This window comes from Streptomyces saintjeani, from assembly GCF_055409605.1.
Map to the genome: position 1 here is coordinate 6178566 of NZ_CP189624.1, position 18793 is coordinate 6197358.

Here is an 18793-nt window from a genome sequence, read left to right on the forward strand (position 1 = left end):
TGCGTCGAACGGCTGTGCAGCCATCGTAGGTGGAGCAAGCGGACGCCGTGCGAGCCTGTGGATAACTCTGTGACCTGCGGTTTCAGTGAGGGCAGACGGTTCCCGCCGCCGGGACCTTCCCGTCCAGCAGGTAGCCGTTCACCGCCGCCTGGACACATGTGTCCTTGCTGTCGTAGGCGCCGTGTCCCTGGCCCTTGTACGTCAGCTCGACCCCGACCCCTTTGCCCAGCGCCTCCACCATCCTGCGGGCACCCTCGTACGGCGTCGCCGGGTCGCCGGTGTTGCCGACGACGAGGATCGGAGCCGCGCCGGGCGCGCTCACGTCGGGGTGGCCGGCGGCGCCGGGGACGGCCCAGCCGGTGCAGCTGACCATGCCCCAGGCGAGGAAGTCGCCGAAGACGGGGGAGGCGGCGCGGAACCCGGGGAGTCCGCGCTCGACGTCCGCCGGGGTGTAACGGGGCTTGTCGTCGGCGCAGTTGATGGCGATGTTGGCGGCGGTCATGTTGCTGTACTCGCCGTTCGGGCTGCGGCCGTTCATCAGGTCCGACAGCAGCATCAGGACCTTGCCGTCACCCTCGTACGCCTGCTCCAGACCCTCGGTCAGGTACTCCCAGAAGTCCTTCGAGTACAGGGCCTGGGCGATGCCGTTCGTGGCGGCGGTCTGGGTCAGCACGCGCGGGAAGTTCCCCGGCAGCGGCTTCGCGTCGAGGCTCTTGAGCAGCTTGGCGATCCGGTCCTTCACGTCCTGCGCGGTGTCGCCGACGGGGCACTCCTCCGTCTGGGAGACGCAGTTCTCGGCGTAGTTGTCCAGGGCGAGCTGGAAGCCCTTCGCCTGTCCCAGGGAACCCTGTTCGGAGGTCTGTGTGGGGTCGACGACCGCGTCCAGGACCGCGCGGCCGACGCTCTTCGGGAACAGGTGCGCGTAGACGCCGCCCAGCTCGGTGCCGTACGAGATACCGAAGTAGTACAGCTTGTCGTCGCCCAGGACCTGCCGCATGAGGTCCATGTCCCGGGCCGCGTCGGTGGTCCGTACGTACGGGAGCATCTTCTGGGAGTTCTTCTCACAGGCCGCGTTGAACTCCTTGGTGGCGGCGAGGAGTCCGGCGCGTTCGGTGGCGTCGTCGGGGGTCATGTCCTGCTGGAAGTAGGCGTCCAGCTGCCGGTCGTTCTCGCACTTCACGCCGGCGCTGCGGCCGACCCCGCGCGGGTCGAAGCTCACCAGGTCGTACCGGGTGCGGAGCTTGTCGTAGTCCGCGCCGAACGACGGCAGGGTGGTCACGCCCGAGCCGCCCGGGCCGCCGAAGTTGAACACCAGCGAGCCGATCCGCCCGCCCGCGTCACCACTCGCCCGCGCGCGGATCAGCGCGATGCCGATCGTGTCCCCATGAGGCTTCGACCAGTCCCGCGGCGCCCGCATCGTCGCGCACTGCCACGTCCCGCCGTCCGGCAGCGGAGACGGCGCGTTGCCCCCGCCCTCCGCCTGCGAAGGCGCCGGACAGTCCTTCCACCCCAGCCTCTGCCCCGCCGGCCCTCCCTCCCCGGCCCCACCCCCACAGGCCGCCACCAGGGACGACAGCAGCACAACGCCGGAGAGCAACACGACGGAACGTTTCGCCATGATCCCCATCCTGCTGCCGGGCCCTCCCCCGCGCGCGTGGCGCGAGCCGTACGAGGGACCGGGGGACCGCTGAGGGGGAGCGACCGGGACTGCTCGCCGGTCATCCGGCACGTGCGCGCGTCGGGGGCTTTGGTGTCACCGGCTCCCTACAGCGCGCCCTTGCGGGACAGGTGGTTGAAGACGATCCAGCCGGGGAGGACCGGGAGCCAGAGGGTGAGGAGGCGGAAGAGGAGGACCGCGGGGGCGGCCACCTCCTTGGGGAGGCCCACGGCGATCAGGCCGACCGTGAGGGTGGCCTCGACCGCGCCCACGCCGCCCGGCGTGGGCGCGGCGGAGCCGAGGGCGTTGCCGGCGAGGAAGACGACCGCGACGCTGGCGAGGCTGATCGACGTCGACTCGTTGCCGAACGCGCGGATCGAGGCGTCGAGGCACATCACGAAGCAGGCGGTCAGCAGGAGCATGCCGCCGATGCCGGTGACGAGCTTCTGGGGCCGCTGGAGGATGTCCAGCATGCGCGGGACGACGCCCGCGAACAGCGACCGCACGCGCGTGGCGACGAACTTCCGCAGGAACGGCACCGACGTCACCACGAGGACGAGCACGGCGACCGTCAGCAGCCCGGCGATGACCGTACGGGACGGCGTCAGCGACGGCGTCTTCTCGATGCCCGTCAGGTAGCCGAAGGACAGCAGCATGACGATGTGGCAGCCCAGCCCGAAGAGCTGCGAGGCGCCCACGCTGGCCACCGCGAGCCCCGGCCGCACCCCCTGCCGCTGGAGGAACCGCGTGTTGAGGGCGACCCCGCCGACCGCCGCCGGTGCGACGATCTTCACGAAGGACCCGGCGACCTGCGCGGCGACGGTCCGCGGGAACGGCACCCGCTCCGGCACGAACCCCAGCAGGCTCATCGCCGCGGCGACGTAGCTGAGCGCGGAGAACGCCACCGCGGCGGCCACCCAGCCCCACTCGGCGTTGGAGATCAGCGGCCCGAACTCGATGTGGGTGAGTTGCGTCAGCAGGAAGTACGCGCCCAGGGCGCCCGCCATGAAGCTCAGCAGCGTGCGCGGGCGCACCCGCTCCAGGCGGGCCGGTTCGACCGGCGCCTGCGGGCGGATGAGCAGCACCTCGTGCCGGATCTGGGTGAGGAGGTCGTCCTCGCGCGCCTCCTCCACCGCTTCGTCCATGGCCCGCTTCTCGGCCCGCGCCTCGGCCTTCAGCGTCTTTTTGGCGGCCTTTCCGGAGGAGACCGCCTCTGGTTCCCCAGCGGCCTCCGGACGGGCCTGCTTGGCCTGTCTGGACGCCTCCAGGACGGCGTCCCGCTCGCGCTGCGCCTGCTCCCGGCCCAGCCGGCGCAGCGTGGAGCGCGTGGAGCGGGTCAGCGCGATCGGCTGGAGCATCGGCAGGCAGTCGGCGACCGCGTCCGGACCGAGCACGCTCACCGCCGAGGCCACCGCCCGCTCCGCGCCCACGCGCAGGCCGAGGGTCGTCACCAGTTGGGCGATGTCCATGAGCAGCAGCAGCGAACTCGCCGCGATCTCGCCGCCGCGCAGATCGGTGAGGATCACCGTGCCGGAACGATCCACCAGGATCGCGTCCCCCGCGAGCCTGCGGTGCGCGATACGCCGCGACTGGAGCGCGCGCACCTGGTGCCACGCGTTGTGCAGCACCTCGTCGGTGATCTCCGCGTCCGCCAGCGAGTCCAGCGTGCGCCCGCCGGTGTGCTCGTAGACCAGCATCACGGCGTCCGGGCCCAGCTCGGACATCGCGATCAGCTTGGGCGCGTTGGCGCCCGCCGCGATCGCCGCGTACGCCAGCAGCGCCTCCTGCTCCAGCGCCTGCCGCAACGACTGGAGGCTGGAGCGGGTCGCGAAGCCGCGCAGCGCCAGATTGCGCCACGCGCGGTAGAAGAACCCCTGCGCCTGCTGCTCCCGGTCGACGACCGTCACGTCCAGCGGCGCGCCGTCCTCCAGGGTGACGAAGTAGCGCCGCCCGCGGTCGCTGTCCCCTGACTCCGACGCCTCCACGCGCGCGGCGCTCACCGGCCGGAAGCCGACCGTCCTGAGGCCCGCCATCAGCGTGCGCCCGGTGGGCCGGACGTTCGGCGAGCCGACCGCGTACAGCGTGCCGTAGGCGACGCTCCAGCCGATCAGCACCGTGAGGATGATCGAGAAGGGGGTCGTGTAGCCGGTGACGAGCATCGACAGCGCGTCGAGCAGCAGCACGATCCACAGCACCGCGCGCCAGCGTGGTCGGCGTGACATGCCCACGGCCGACATATAGGCGATGACCGGCGCGAGATAGCCGTGCACCGGGTCCGTGAGGGCGTGGATGTCACCGGGGGAGGGCTGGGTGAGCGCGTCCCGGATGGAGCTCGGGGCGCCCTTGGCGACCCACAGGTCCATGGCGAGCGTCACCCCGTGCGCGAGGACGGCCGCCAGGACGCCGTCGGCGATGCGCAGCCCGTCGCGCTTGATCAGCCGTTCGATCGCGAACGCGACCGGCACCAGGAGGATCGCGATGCTGGACGCCAGCCCCGCGATCTTGATCAGCAGGTCGGGCGCCTGGCCGGTGCCCTTGTTGATGTCCTGCTCCAGGCCGGAGGTCGTGCCGTGCGCGAACGCGGCGATCGCCAGGAGCACCACGATCGCGAGGACGCCCGCCAGGAGCCGCATGAGGTCCGAGGGACGGTGCACGCGCGCGGGGAGCAGCGGTTCGTCGCCCTCCACCTCGTCCACGTGCGCCACGTCCGCGTACTTCTTCGAGCCCCCGCGCGCGGGCGGTTCGCCTGTGTCCGGGCGCGATGCGCCATCAGAGGTGCCCTCCGCGTCGTCGGAATGCACACCCTGCTGCTTCATCGTCTCTTCTTGATCTCGTATCACCGGTCACCGCCCGCACGATGGTGGCATGCCCGACCGACATCCGGTGATGTCAGGGTGCGAACGCGGGGCGCACAGTCTGCCCGAAGCGTCCTTTCGGGGCGAGGTCCACCGAGCGTCACGGACCCGTCGCATTGTCGGTGCGGTGCGGCAAGATGGGGCGGATGAGCGAGCAGAGCCTTCCCGACGACGCCCGCGCGGAGTACACGGACGCGCTGCCCGAGTACGCCGAGCGGGTCCTCGACGTCGCCGAGCTGATCCCGCCGGGCCGGGTCATGACGTACGGGGACGTCGCCGAGTGGCTCCAGGAGGGCGGCCCCCGGCAGGTCGGGCGTGTCATGGCCCTCTACGGAAGCGCCGTGCCGTGGTGGCGCGTCGTGCGCGCGGACGGCGCCCTGCTGCCCGGACACGAACTGCGGGCCCTGGACCACTACCGAGCGGAGGGCACACCGCTCAAAGCGGCGGGCGCCGCGGCCCAGGGGCATCTGCCGCGTATCGACATGAAGCGGGCGCGCTGGGACGGCGGCGGCACGGACGGTCACACCTGACAGCTTCCGCCATCGCGGGAACCCTCGAAGGACCTGTGCGCCGTTCGGGTGAACCGGGGCACGCCCGGAGCATGACGTACGTTCGAGGGGCAAGGGGCGTGCGAGCCGTACGAGGCGCACGGGACCGACCGGAAGGCCCTCACCGGGGCCGGCTCCCGGCGTAGCGTCGGCCGCACACGTCCCCCTCATCCCGAGACCACCGCCCGGCACGGACGGACGGCGGCGAACCAGCACACCCACCAGGACCGGCGAACCACGTGAGCACCTCTCCCTCCACCGGGCGCCTGCCGCACCCCCAGGTACGGCAGGGGACCCGTGGCGCCTACCGACTGGTGCGCACCCCTCCGGCCCGCGAGGCTCCCCCTCGTCTGGACGCCGCGCAGCGCGCCGTGGTTGACCACACCACCGGCCCCCTGCTGGTTCTCGCGGGTCCCGGCACCGGCAAGACCACCACCCTCGTCGAGTCCGTCGCCGCCCGCGTCGCGCGCGGCGGCGACCCCGCGCGGATCCTCGTCCTGACGTTCAGCCGCAAGGCCGCCGTCGAACTGCGCGACCGCATGGCCCTGCGCATGGGCGCCTCGCGCGCCCCCCAGGCGACCACCTTCCACTCGTTCTGCTATGCCCTCGTGCGCGCCCACCAGGACAGCGAACTGTTCGTGGAGCCCCTGCGGCTGCTCTCCGGCCCCGAGCAGGACGTCACCGTCCGGGAACTGCTCGCCGGCCAGCTCGACCTCCAGCGCCTCGGCCTCGCGCACGTGAGCTGGCCCGACGAACTGCGCGCCTGCCTCACCACGCGCGGGTTCGCCGACGAGGTCCGCGCGGTCCTCGCCCGCAGCCGCGAACTCGGCCTCGGCCCCGAGGCCCTGACCGCCTTCGCCGACCGCATCGGCCGCCCCGACTGGCGCGCAGCCGCCGTCTTCCTCGCCGAGTACCTCGACGTCCTCGACCTCCAAGGGGTCCTCGACTACGCCGAACTCGTCCACCGCGCCGTCCTCCTCGCCCAACGCCCCGAGGCCGCCGCCCACCTCGCCGCGCGCTACGACGCCGTCTACGTCGACGAGTACCAGGACACCGACCCCGCGCAGGTACGGCTTCTGCGCGCGCTCGCGGGGGACGGCCGCACCCTCGTCGCCCTCGGCGACCCGGACCAGTCGATCTACGCCTTCCGGGGCGCCGACGTGAACGGCATCCTCGACTTCCCGCACACCTTCCCGCGCGCGGACGGCACCCCCGCCCCCGTCGAGGTCCTGCGCACCTCGCGCCGCTCCGCCGCCCACTTGCTGACCGCCACCCGCCTGCTCGCCCAGCGCATGCCCCTCACCCGCCTCCCCGCGGACAAGGCCCGCGCCCACCGCGCCCTCGCCCCCACGCGCGACGGGGGTGGCGTCGAGGTGTACACGTACCCGACGACCGGCACCGAACTCGACAACATCGCCGACATCCTGCGTCGCGCCCACCTGGAGGACGGCGTCCCCTGGCGCGACATGGCCGTCCTCGTGCGCGCGGGCACCCGCTCCGTACCCGCCCTGCGCCGCGCCCTCAGCACCGCCGGCGTCCCCCTGCACACCGACGGCGCCGACGTCCCGCTGCGCCACGAACCGGCGGTCGCCCCCCTGCTGACGGCCCTGCGCGCGGTCGCGACGGCGGAGGCGACGAGCCGTACGGACACCACGGCCGACCCGGACACCGAGCCCGCCGAGCCCGCTGAACCGGCCGTCTGGCTCGACACCGAGACCGCCCTCACCCTCCTCGCCTCGCCCCTCGCCGCCATGGACGCCGCCGACGTCCGCCGCCTCGGGCGCGCGCTGCGCGACGAGGAACGGGCCGGCGGCAACCCGCTGCCGCCGCCCTCCGACGACCTGCTCGCGCGCGCGGTCGCCGAACCCGAACGACTGGTCGCGCACGACCGGGCATACGCGCGCGGCGCACAGGACCTCGGGAAACTGCTCGCCAAGGCACGCGCGCGCCTCGCGGACGGCGGCACCGCCGAGGAGGCGCTGTGGGAGCTGTGGGCGCGCACATCCTGGCCCGGCCGGCTCGCCAAAGCCGCCCTGCGCGGCGGCGCGGCGGGCCGCAACGCCGACCGTGACCTCGACGCCGTGTGCGCGCTGTTCGCGACGGCCGCCCGCGCGGAGGCCCGCACCGGCGGCCGGGGCGCCCTGAACTTCCTGGAGGAGCTGGAGGCCGAGGACATCGCGGCCGACACCCTCACGCGACGCGTCGTACGGCCGGACGCGGTGCGCCTGATGACCGCGCACCGCGCCAAGGGCCTCCAGTGGCGCCTGGTCGTCGTCGCCGGCGTCCAGGAGGGGCTGTGGCCCGACCTGCGCCGACGAGGCTCCCTGCTGGAGGCCGACCGCATCGGCCGCGACGGACTCGCCGAACCACTCACCCCGGGCGCGCTGCTCGCCGAGGAGCGCCGCCTGTTCTACGTCGCCGCCACCCGCGCAAGCGAGCGCCTCGTCGTCACCGCCGTGAAGACGCCCGCCGACGACGGCGACCAGCCCTCCCGCTTCCTCACCGAACTCGGCGTCGAACCCCAGGACGTCACCGGCCGCCCCCGCCGCCCCCTGTCGGTCCCCGCGCTCGTCGCCGAACTGCGCGCGACGACGGTCGACCCGCGCGCCTCCGACGCTCTCAGGGAGGCCGCCGCGCGCCGCCTCGCCCGCCTGGCCGCGCTCGCCGACGAGGACGGCCGCCCGCTGGTCCCCGCCGCCCACCCGTACCGCTGGTGGGGCATGTGGGACCGCACCGAGAGCAAGGTCCCGCTGCGCGACCGCGACCAGCCCGTCGTCCTGTCCGGCAGCGCCCTCGACCAGCTCGCCAACACCTGCGCCCTCCAGTGGTTCCTCGGCCGCGAGGTCAAGGCCGACGCACCCGCGACCGCCGCCCAGGGCTTCGGCAACGTCGTCCACGTCCTCGCCGACGAGGTCGCCTCCGGACGGACCCCCGCCGACCTCGACGTCCTCATGGAGCGCCTCGACTCCGTATGGAACGCGCTCGCCTTCGACGCGCCCTGGAAGTCCGACCAGGAGAAGCACAACGCGCGCGTGGCGCTCGAACGCTTCCTGAAGTGGCACGTGCTCGACCGCGCGGGACGCACGCCCGTGGCGAGCGAGCACGACTTCGACGTCACCCTCGAAGCGGGCGAGTACGAGGTGCGCATCCGCGGCCAGATGGACCGCGTCGAGACCGACACCGACGGCCGCGCGTACGTCGTCGACTTCAAGACCGGCAAGCAGGCGCCCACCTCCGCCGAGGTCGCCCGCCACCCCCAGCTCGCCGTCTACCAGCTCGCCGTGCGCGAGGGCGCCGTCGACGAGGTCTTCGACGGTGTACGGCCCGAGGCGGGCGGCGCGGAACTCGTCCAGCTCCGCCAGGGCGCCGCCCGGCGCGACGGCGGCGACACGCTGCCCAAGGTGCAGGCGCAGGAGCCGCTGTCCGGCGAGTGGGTCGGCGACCTGCTCGCCACGGCCGCGGGCAAGGTCCTCGACGAACGCTTCACCCCCGACGCCGGCCAGCACTGCACCCACTGCGCGTTCCGGGCGTCGTGCAGCGCGCGGCCGGAGGGGCGGCACGTGGTGGAGTGAGCGCACCTCAGGTGAGCGCACCCCATGTGACCGACCCCACCACCCCTCCCACCTGCTCATCTCCCGCCCCACCCGTCGATTTGTCCTCCGTTGTCAGTGCCGCCCACTAGCCTTCCCCGCATGTCCTCCCGCATCACCGACCCCGAGCAGCTCAAAGAGCTCCTCGGCATCCCCTTCACCCCGGAGCAGACGGCCTGCATCACGGCGCCGCCCGCCCCGCAGGTGATCGTGGCCGGGGCGGGGTCGGGCAAGACGACCGTGATGGCCGCGCGCGTGGTGTGGCTGGTCGGCACCGGACAGGTCGCCCCGGAGCAGGTCCTCGGCCTGACGTTCACCAACAAGGCGGCCGGGGAACTCGCCGAACGCGTCCGCAAGGCACTGGTCAAGGCGGGCGTCACCGACCCCGACCCGGTCGACCCCGACAACCCCCCGGGCGAGCCGGTCATCTCGACGTACCACTCCTTCGCGGGCCGCCTGCTCACCGACCACGGCCTGCGCCTCGGCCTGGAGCCGACGTCCCGCCTGCTCGCCGACGCGACCCGCTTCCAGCTCGCCGCGCGCGTCCTGCGCGAGGCCCCGGGCCCCTACCCGGCGCTCACCCGCTCCTTCGCCGACCTGACCGCCGACCTCCTCACGCTGGACGCCGAACTCGCCGAACACCTGGTGGACCCGGACGACCTGCGCGCGTGGGACGCCGACCTGCTGACGGCCCTGGACGGCGTGAAGCTCAGCAACGCCGACCTGCGCAAGGTCCCCGAGACGGCCGCCGCCCGCCGCGACCTCGCCGGACTGGTCCGCCGCTACCGCACCGCCAAACGCGACCGCGACCTCCTCGACTTCGGCGACCAGATCGCCCTCTCCGCGCGCCTCGCCGGCGTCCCCGAGGTCGGCCGGATCCTGCGCGAGGAGTTCAAGGTGGTCCTCCTGGACGAGTACCAGGACACCTCCGTCGCCCAGCGCATCCTCCTCGCGGGCCTCTTCGGCGGCGGCACCGGCCACCCCGTCACCGCCGTCGGCGACCCCTGCCAGGCCATCTACGGCTGGCGCGGCGCCTCCGTCGCCAACCTCGACGACTTCCCCGAACACTTCGCGCACGCGGACGGCCGCCCCGCCACCCGCCAGGCGCTCAGCGAGAACCGCCGCAGCGGCGGACGCCTCCTCGACCTCGCCAACGGCCTCGCCGAGCCCCTGCGCGCCATGCACGCGGGCGTGGAGGCCCTGCGCCCGGCCCCCGGCGCCGAACGTGACGGCACGGTCCGCTGCGCCCTCCTGCGCACCCACGCCGAGGAGACCGACTGGATCGCCGACTCCATCGCCCACCTCGTGAACACCGGCAAGGCCCCCGGTGAGATCGCCGTCCTGTGCCGTACGGCGACCGACTTCGCCGAGATCCAGGGCGCCCTCGTCGCGCGGGACGTCCCCGTCGAGGTCGTCGGCCTCTCCGGACTGCTGCACCTCCCCGAGGTCGCCGACCTCGTCGCCGTCTGCGAGGTCCTCCAGGACCCCGGCGCCAACGCCTCCCTGGTCCGCCTCCTCACCGGCCCCCGCTGGCGCGTCGGCGCCCGCGACCTCGCTCTTCTGGGCCGCCGCGCCCGGCGCCTTGTCACCCACGCGCGCGTGGACGACGACGGCGACCCCGACCGGCGCCTCGCCGCCGCCGTCGAGGGCACCGACCCGGCCGAGGTGATATCGCTCGCGGACGCCCTGGACACGTTCCTGGACGGCACCGGGGACGACGACGGCCTGCCGTTCTCGCCGGACGCGCGCGTGCGCTTCGCCTACCTCGCCACCGAACTGCGCGACCTGCGCCGCTCCCTGTCCGACCCGCTGATGGACGTCCTGCACCGCGTCCTCGCCGTCACCGGCCTGGAGGTCGAACTGTCGGCGTCCCCGCACGCGCTCGCCGCACGCCGCCGCGAGACCCTGTCGAACTTCCTCGACGTCGCCGCCTCCTTCACCGCCCACGACGGCCAGGCCACCCTCCTCGCCTTCCTCGCCTTCCTGCGCACCGCCGCCCAGTACGAGAAGGGCCTCGACAACGCCCTCCCCGGCGGCGAGAACACCGTCAAGGTCCTCACCGCGCACAAGTCCAAGGGCCTGGAGTGGGACGTCGTCGTCGTCCCCGGGCTCGTCGACGGCACCTTCCCCAGCGCCAAGGGCCGCGAGAAGTGGACCGCCCAGGCCAAGGTCCTGCCGCACGCCCTGCGCGGGGACGCCGACACCCTCCCGGACGTCACCGGCTGGGACGCCAAGGGCATGAAGGCGTTCCACGAGGACATGAAGGACCACCAGCACACCGAGGAACTCCGCCTCGGCTACGTCACCTTCACGCGCCCGCGCAGCCTCCTGCTGGGCTCCGGCCACTGGTGGGGCCCCACCCAGAAGAAACCCCGCGGCCCCTCCGGCTTCCTGACCGCCCTGTACGACCACTGCGCCGCCGGACACGGCGAGATCGAGGCGTGGGCCGACGCCCCCGAGGACGGCGAGGAGAACCCCACCCTCCAGGACACCACCGCCGACCACGCCTGGCCGCTCCCCCTCGACGACACGGCCCTGCGCCGCCGCCGCGCCGCCGCCGACACGGTCCTCACCCACCTGGACAACCCCACCGCCCTCCACGACCCCCACGCCCACGAGGACCCCGACTGGCCCCCGCCGCCGGACGACGACGACCCCTACGACCCCCGGTACGACGATCCGGACCCGTACGACGAAACGGCCGCGTACGACGAAACGGCCCCGTACGACGCCCCCCACACCCCCCACCCCGCCCCCACCGTCCCCCACCAGACCACCCCCCTCACCCCGGAGGACGCCCGCACGATCGCCTCCTGGGACCGCGACCTCGACGCCCTCACCGGCGAACTCCTGCGCGCGCGCAGGGCCGTCACCGACGTCCCCCTCCCGGCCGTCCTCACCGCCTCCCAGGTCATGCGCCTCGCCGAGGACCCCGACGGCCTCGCGCAGGAACTGGCCCGCCCCATGCCGCAGCCGCCGAAACCGGCCGCGCGCAGGGGAACGCGCTTCCACGCCTGGGTGGAGGCCCGCTGGGAGGCGCTCACCCTGCCCCTGCTGGAGCCCGAGGACCTGCCCGGCACCGAGGACGCGGAGATCGACGACGAACGAGACCTGGAGGAGCTGAAGGAGGCGTTCGAGCGCACCGCGTACGCACACCGCACGCCCCACCGCGTGGAGGCCCCCTTCCAGCTCTCCCTCGCGGGCCGCGTCGTACGGGGCCGTATCGACGCCGTCTACAAGGAGGGCGACGGCGCGACGGCGTCGTACGAGATCGTCGACTGGAAGACCCACCGGGAGCGGACCGCCGACCCCCTCCAGCTCGCGCTGTACCGGCTCGCGTGGGCCGAGCAGGAGGGCGTGCCCGTGGAATCCGTCACAGCGGCGTTCCTCTATGTGAGGACCGGAGACGTCGTCCGGCCCCCCGAGCTGCCCGGAAGGGCCGCTCTGGAGCGGATTCTGCGGGGTGCGAAGGCCACCGGGGAGCCCCTGGCGGAGGTCCGGGCGCCCGGCGACGATGTCGGTGCGGCCGGATAGGCTCGTGGACATGAGCCAGCCCATTGACAGCGCCGTCAGTGATGTCAGCGCCGTCCGCGCGTACATCGAGGAGCACCGGGCCGCCTTCCTCGGCGACCTCGCCGAGTGGCTGCGCATCCCCTCGGTCTCCGCCCAGCCGGAGCACGCCCCCGACGTCCGCCGCAGCGCCGACTGGCTCGCCGCGCAGCTCACCACGACCGGCTTCCCGGTCGTCGAGGTCTGGCCCACCCCCGGCGCCCCCGCCGTCTACGCGGAGTGGCCCGCGGGCGACCCCCAGGCCCCCACCGTCCTCGTCTACGGCCACCACGACGTGCAGCCCGCCGCCCGCGAGGACGGCTGGGACACCGACCCCTTCGACCCCGTCGTCCGCGAGAACCGCCTCTACGCGCGCGGGGCGGCCGACGACAAGGGACAGGTGTTCTTCCACACCCTGGGCGTGCGCGCCCACCTCGCCGCCACCGGCCGCACGGCCCCGGCCGTCCACCTGAAGCTGCTGATCGAGGGCGAGGAGGAGTCCAGCTCCCCGAACTTCCGCGCCCTCGTCGAGGCCAACGCCGGCCGGCTCGCCGCCGACGCGGTGATCGTCTCCGACACCGGCATGTGGGCCGAGGACACCCCCACGGTCTGCACCGGCATGCGCGGCCTCACCGACTGCGAGATCCGCCTGCACGGCCCCGACCAGGACATCCACTCCGGCTCCTTCGGCGGCGCCGTCCCCAACCCGGCCACCGAGATCGCCCGCCTCGTCGCCGCCCTGCACGACGAGCACGCGCGCGTGGCGATCCCCGGCTTCTACGACGGCGTCGTCGACCTCACCGACGAGGAGCGTGCCCTCTTCGCCGAGCTGCCCTTCGACGAGGAGCGCTGGCTGCACACCGCGCACTCGTACGCCGCTCAGGGCGAGGCCGGCTACAGCACCCTGGAGCGCGTCTGGGCGCGGCCCACCGCCGAGGTCAACGGCATCGGCGGCGGCTACCAGGGCGCCGGCAGCAAGACGATCGTCCCCGCCTCCGCGTTCGTGAAGCTGTCGTTCCGGCTCGTCGCGGGACAGGACCCCGACACCGTCGAGAAGGCCGTCCGCGCGTGGGTCGCCGGTCAGGTGCCCGCCGGGATCCGCTGCGAGATCGACTTCAGCCCCGCCACGCGCCCGTGCCTGACCCCGCTCGGTCACCCCGCGCTCCAGTCCGTCGTCCGCGCCATGGGACGCGCCTTCGAGCAACCCGTCCGCTTCACGCGCGAGGGCGGCTCCGGGCCCGCCGCCGACCTCCAGGAGGTCCTCGGCGCCCCGGTGCTGTTCCTGGGCATCTCCGTCCCCTCCGACGGCTGGCACGCGCCGAACGAGAAGGTCGAACTCGACCTGCTCCTCAAGGGCGCCGAGACCACCGCCCACCTCTGGGACGACCTCGCGCGCACCTGGCGCCATGCGCCCTGACACCCGACCGCACCCGCCCCTGCCGTACGTCCCGCCGAACCAACCGCTGCACCGGGGGAGTTGGAAGTACCCGTGACCACCTGGACCGACCCGAACGCCGACCGGCCCGTGTCGCTCACCGCACCCAGCGGCATCGACCGCGCCGCCCACCACCGGCTCGACGAGGCGTGGCTCGCCGCGGCGTGGAGCCACCCCACCACCCGCTGTTTCGTGGTCTCCGACGGACAGGTCCTCATCGACGAGACGCCCGACGGCCGGACCGAACTCGTCATGACGCCCTCCTTCGAGGCACCGCTCACCGAGGCGCACCGCTACTTCCTGGGCGCCGACGAGGACGGCGTCAGCTACTTCGCCCTCCAGAAGGACGCCCTGCCCGGCCGCATCGACCAGTCCGCGCGCCCCGCGGGCCTGCGCGAGGCCGGCCTGCTGCTGTCCGCACGCGACGTCGGCCTGATGGTCCACGCGGTCGGCCTGGAGAACTGGCAGCGCACCCACCGTTTCTGCTCCCGCTGCGGCGAACGCACCGTCATCGCCGCCGCGGGTCACATCCGCCGCTGCCCGGCCTGCGGCGCGGAGCACTACCCGCGCACCGACCCGGCCGTGATCATGGCCGTCACGGACGACGAGGACCGCCTCCTGCTCGGCCGCCAGGTCCACTGGCCCGAAGGGCGCTTCTCGACGCTCGCCGGGTTCGTCGAGCCCGGCGAGTCCATCGAGACCTCCGTGCGCCGCGAGGTCTTCGAGGAGGTCGGCGTCACCGTCGGCCGCGTCGAGTACGTCGCCAGCCAGCCCTGGCCCTTCCCGTCCAGCCTGATGCTCGGCTTCCTCGCGCGCGCCACGTCCACCGACATCGACGTCGACGGCGACGAGATCCACGAGGCCCGCTGGTTCTCCCGCGACGAGCTGTGCGCCGCCTTCGAGTCCGGCGAGGTCCTGCCGCCCTACGGCATCTCCATCGCCGCCCGCCTGATCGAACTCTGGTACGGCAAGCCCCTGCCGACCCGCAACTTCATCTGAGCGCGCGAAGACACGGAGAAGAACACAAAAGAGGGGCGGCCCCGACGAACCGGGACCGCCCCTCTCGCGCGTCCGCGCCTACGCGCCGACCTTCTGCTTGACCTGCGCCAACGACGGGTTCGTCAGCGTCGAACCGTCCGGGAACAGCACGGTCGGCACCGTCTGGTTCCCGCCGTTCGCCTTCTCGACGAAGGCCGCGGAATCCGGGTCGTGCTCGATGTTGATCTCCGTGTACGCGATGCCCTCGCGGTCCATCTGCTTCTTCAACCGCTGGCAGTAGCCGCACCACGTGGTGCTGTACATCGTCACAGTGCCCGGCATGTCTCTCGCGCTCCTTCGGCGGGTCGGGGAAGTCTGCTCGCAGAGGGGGAACGTACGTGAATCCCTGACCATTCCCGTCCCCGAGGTCACCCGGACGTGACACCCGACGCACTTGTACGACAATCGGGCCCCGCCTGTGGATAACTTTCTCGCCCGTCTCCGGAGACCTGGCAGCATGGCGGTGTGACAGCAGCAACGCACTCCCCTCTCTTCCCGCAGGCACCGGACTCTGCCGACGCGGTGCTCGAAGGGCTCGACCCCGAGCAGCGCGAGGTGGCGACCACCCTGCGCGGCCCGGTGTGCGTGCTGGCCGGCGCCGGCACGGGCAAGACCAGGGCGATCACCCACCGCATCGCCTACGGGGTCCGCGCGGGCATCCTCCAGCCCTCCAGCGTCCTCGCCGTCACGTTCACCAACCGCGCGGCGGGCGAGATGCGCGGCCGGCTGCGCCAGCTCGGCGCCCAGGGCGTCCAGGCGCGGACGTTCCACTCCGCCGCCCTGCGCCAGCTCCAGTACTTCTGGCCGAAAGCGATCGGCGGCGCCCTGCCTCGCCTCGTCGACCGCAAGTTCCAGCTCGTCGCCGACGCCGCCCTCTCCTGCGGACTGCGCCTCGACCGGGGCGAACTGCGGGACGCCACGGCCGAGATCGAGTGGTCCAAGGTCACCCAGACCGTCCCCGCCGACTACGCGCCGGCCGTCGCCAAGGCGGGCCGCGACGCCCCCCGCGACCCCGCCGAACTCGCCCAGGTGTACGCCGCCTACGAGAACCTCAAGCGCGAGCGCGGCGTCATCGACTTCGAGGACGTCCTGCTGCTGACCGTCGCCGTCCTCCAGGACCGCCGGGACATCGCCGACCAGGTCCGCGCCCAGTACCAGCACTTCGTGGTCGACGAGTACCAGGACGTCAGCCCCCTGCAACAGCGCCTCCTGGAGCTGTGGCTCGGTGACCGCGACGACCTGTGCGTGGTCGGCGACGCCAGCCAGACCATCTACTCCTTCACCGGCGCCACCCCCGACCACCTCCTCGACTTCCGCACCCGCCACCCCGGCGCGACCGTCGTCAAACTGGTCCGCGACTACCGCTCCACCCCCCAGGTCGTCCACCTCGCCAACGGCCTCCTCGCCCAGGCCAGCGGCCGGGCCGCCGACCACCGGCTCGAACTCGTCTCCCAGCGCGCCCCCGGACCCGAACCGGCCTACACCGAGTACGCGGACGAACCCGACGAGGCCGAGGGCGCCGCCCGCCGCATCCGCGAGCTGCTCACGGCCGGTGTCCCCGCCGCCGAGATCGCGATCCTGTTCCGCACCAACTCCCAGTCCGAGACGTACGAACAGGCCCTCGCCGACGCCGGCATCCCCTACCAGCTGCGCGGCGCCGAGCGGTTCTTCGACCGGCCCGAGGTCCGCAAGGCGACCGCCTCCCTGCGCGCCGCCGCCCGCTTCGGGGGCAACGACTCCGCGCTGGACGACGTCGTGGACCTGCCCTCGCAGGTGCGTGCCGTCCTCTCCGGCGAAGGGTGGACGACAACGCCCCCGGCGGGCTCCGGGGCCGTCAGAGAGCGCTGGGAGTCCCTCGCCGCCCTGGTCCACCTCGCCCGCGACTTCACCGCCGCCAAGCAGGACGCCACGCTCGCCGACCTGGTCGCCGAACTCGACGAGCGCATGAACGCCCAGCACGCCCCGACCGTCCAGGGCGTCACCCTCGCCTCCCTGCACTCCGCCAAGGGCCTGGAGTGGGACGTCGTCTTCCTGGTCGGCGTCGCCGAGGGCATGATGCCGATCACCTACGCCCGCACCGACGAGCAGGTCGAGGAGGAACGGCGGCTGCTCTACGTCGGCGTGACCCGCGCGCGCGAACGGCTCCACGTCTCCTGGGCGCTCGCCCGCTCGCCCGGAGGCCGCGCCAGCCGCCGCCCCTCCCGCTTCCTCGACGGCCTGCGCCCCGGCTCCGGCAGCGCGGCGGGCCGTACGGCCGCCTCGGGCGCCTCCGGGGGCGTCGAGCGCGGCACCCTGAAGGCCGCGGCGGGCCGGGCGGGCGCCCTCGGCCCGTCTCCCCGCCGCCAGCGCACGCCGGCGCGCTGCCGGATCTGCGGGCGCACATTGACCGACGGCGGCGAGCTGAAGCTCCTGCGGTGCGACGACTGCCCCTCCGACATGGACGAGGGCCTCTACGAGCGGCTGCGCGCCTGGCGAGAGGTCCAGGCCAAGCACACCGGACAGCCCGCTTTCTGCGTCTTCACCGACAAGACGCTGGTCGCCATCGCGGAGGCCGCCCCCGAGGAGCCGGGCGATCTCGCGCGCATCCCCGGCGTCGGCCAGCGCAAGCTCAACCGGTACGGCACCGATGTGCTGGCCATCTGCGCAGGTCAGGACTGCGTGGGAGAGGAAGGGGAGGGCTGATGCGAAGTCGTCGAAAAAATAGTTTGCGCATGCCCCGGCAATCCCCATAGGTTCTTAGACACCGGGGACGGCGGCCTTCTCGAAGGCCCCTGATCCGTGTTGTACTTGCGTATCCGCCGGACCGGTTTCATCCCCGGTCCTTGAGACGCCGAGAGGAGGCGATTCCAGTGATCATCAACAAGACCCGCTTCACCAGCACCGTCAAACTGACCGATCCCTCGGTCGTCTCCGTGTGCATCCTCGGCGCCTCGAACCCGGGCACCGGTCTGTCCGGCCTCCGCGCCGGCCGGTCCGAGTCGCTCTCCGTCGCCCCCGCGAGTGTTCCCACCCGCGACGAGCGACCGATGAAGGCACTGGAAGCAGTAGAGGCAAAGGCCCTGTCCTATGCCTTTGCGGCAGCCGGTGCCGGAAACCCGAAGCAGACGACGCAGCACCACCAGATGTGGGCCTTCCGCGGGCCAGATCCCTGGAGTGATCCAGCCTGATCGACGATCAGGCCGGCGCCTTCAGGGCCGCGGAACCCCATCCGGGATCCGCGGCCCTTCTGTTTGTCCCCACACCGGGGACGGGCAGCCGAAGGAGCCTCGGGACGACAAGCCGACACCGGCCCAACAGGGCCGGTCCGACAGACGAGGAAGACGAAACCGTGCAACTCGAAGCGCACGAAACGTCCGTACCGCCTTCCGAAACGATCCCCCCGCCCGGTCTCCAGGAGGACCCCGCCTTGACTCCCCTCACCGCGCTCACCGCGCTCACCGCGCTCACCGCGCTCGACGACGCCATCGAGAACCTCGGCGTACCCGTTCCCTGCCGCTCCTACGACCCGGAGGTCTTCTTCGCCGAGTCTCCCGCGGACGTGGAGTACGCGAAGTCCCTCTGCCGTACCTGCCCCCTGATGGAGGCGTGCCTCGCCGGGGCGAAGGAGCGGCGTGAGCCCTGGGGTGTCTGGGGTGGCGAGCTGTTCGTGCAGGGTGTCGTGGTCGCCCGCAAGCGGCCTCGTGGCCGTCCGCGCAAGAACCCGGTCTCAGCATGAACATCACCGGAACCATCGACCGCCCCCTCACGCACGACCCCCAGAAGCAGGCCCCGATGAAGCCGTCCGCCAGTGAGCCCGTGGGCTCCGCGAACACAGACGTCATTACCAGCGGCGCGAACGACTCGCGCCAGAACAGGAACCGAGAGATGCAACTCATCCCAGAAGCCTTGGCTCGTGCGCATATGCATGAGCGCATGCAGGAGGCCGAGCGGGAGCGGCTGGCCGTTCGTGTGGTCGCCGCGCGCCGGATGCAGCGTCGTGCGGAGCGGGCCTCGCGGCGCGCTCGGCGGGCGCTCGCCATGGCCGTCATGCAGTAAGGCGTACGCACCGTACGACTGAGGTTGTTCGTGGGGCCGGTCCGGTTTCGGGCCGGCCCCTTGTGGTGTGTGGATGAGGGGGTGCC

The 18793-nt window shown here is 72.9% G+C and carries 12 protein-coding genes; 9 read left to right on the forward strand and 3 right to left on the reverse strand.

The window, feature by feature from the left end:
- Positions 1-82 precede the first annotated feature (82 nt).
- Positions 83-1627 (reverse strand): alpha/beta hydrolase, encoded by a 1545-nt coding sequence (locus tag ACQCO7_RS28340; RefSeq protein WP_464074457.1) that lies wholly within the window; start codon positions 1625-1627, stop codon positions 83-85.
- 137 nt (positions 1628-1764) lie between these two features.
- A complete protein-coding gene (locus ACQCO7_RS28345) occupies positions 1765-4473 on the reverse strand; it encodes a lysylphosphatidylglycerol synthase domain-containing protein (RefSeq protein WP_464074458.1) in 2709 nt (902 codons plus the stop codon).
- Between the two features lie 185 nt (positions 4474-4658).
- On the opposite strand from ACQCO7_RS28345, the gene ACQCO7_RS28350 reads away from it, so the two are divergent.
- From ACQCO7_RS28350 to nudC, 5 genes are all read left to right on the forward strand, one after another.
- The gene (locus tag ACQCO7_RS28350; RefSeq protein ID WP_464074459.1) at positions 4659-5042 is read left to right on the forward strand and encodes an MGMT family protein; all 384 of its coding nucleotides are present in this window, start codon (positions 4659-4661) and stop codon (positions 5040-5042) included.
- Between the two features lie 257 nt (positions 5043-5299).
- A complete protein-coding gene (locus ACQCO7_RS28355) occupies positions 5300-8632 on the forward strand; it encodes an ATP-dependent helicase (protein WP_464074460.1) in 3333 nt (1110 codons plus the stop codon).
- A gap of 120 nt (positions 8633-8752) precedes the next feature.
- Positions 8753-12184 (forward strand): UvrD-helicase domain-containing protein, encoded by a 3432-nt coding sequence (locus ACQCO7_RS28360; protein WP_464074461.1) that lies wholly within the window; start codon positions 8753-8755, stop codon positions 12182-12184.
- A gap of 10 nt (positions 12185-12194) precedes the next feature.
- Positions 12195-13616 carry a dipeptidase gene (locus ACQCO7_RS28365; RefSeq protein WP_464074462.1) on the forward strand — a complete coding sequence of 474 codons (1422 nt, stop codon included), beginning with the start codon at positions 12195-12197 and terminating at the stop codon, positions 13614-13616.
- Between the two features lie 72 nt (positions 13617-13688).
- Entirely contained in the window at positions 13689-14633 is a 945-nt protein-coding gene (gene nudC, locus ACQCO7_RS28370) for an NAD(+) diphosphatase (protein WP_464074463.1), read from the forward strand.
- A gap of 78 nt (positions 14634-14711) precedes the next feature.
- Here the strand turns inward: nudC and ACQCO7_RS28375 are convergent, their stop codons facing one another.
- Positions 14712-14954 carry a mycoredoxin gene (locus ACQCO7_RS28375; protein ID WP_010360086.1) on the reverse strand — a complete coding sequence of 81 codons (243 nt, stop codon included), beginning with the start codon at positions 14952-14954 and terminating at the stop codon, positions 14712-14714.
- Between the two features lie 183 nt (positions 14955-15137).
- Between ACQCO7_RS28375 and ACQCO7_RS28380 the strand changes: the two genes are divergently transcribed.
- The 4 genes from ACQCO7_RS28380 to ACQCO7_RS28395 all read left to right on the forward strand — a co-directional run bounded on the left by ACQCO7_RS28380 (position 15138) and on the right by ACQCO7_RS28395 (position 18707).
- Positions 15138-17354 carry an ATP-dependent DNA helicase UvrD2 gene (locus tag ACQCO7_RS28380; protein WP_464074464.1) on the forward strand — a complete coding sequence of 739 codons (2217 nt, stop codon included), beginning with the start codon at positions 15138-15140 and terminating at the stop codon, positions 17352-17354.
- 167 nt (positions 17355-17521) lie between these two features.
- Positions 17522-17839 (forward strand): hypothetical protein, encoded by a 318-nt coding sequence (locus ACQCO7_RS28385; RefSeq protein ID WP_409116719.1) that lies wholly within the window; start codon positions 17522-17524, stop codon positions 17837-17839.
- Between the two features lie 161 nt (positions 17840-18000).
- A complete protein-coding gene (locus tag ACQCO7_RS28390; protein ID WP_464074465.1) occupies positions 18001-18387 on the forward strand; it encodes a WhiB family transcriptional regulator in 387 nt (128 codons plus the stop codon).
- Positions 18384-18707 (forward strand): hypothetical protein, encoded by a 324-nt coding sequence (locus ACQCO7_RS28395; protein WP_409116720.1) that lies wholly within the window; start codon positions 18384-18386, stop codon positions 18705-18707. Before ACQCO7_RS28390 ends, ACQCO7_RS28395 begins: the two co-directional genes overlap by 4 nt.
- Positions 18708-18793 lie beyond the last annotated feature (86 nt).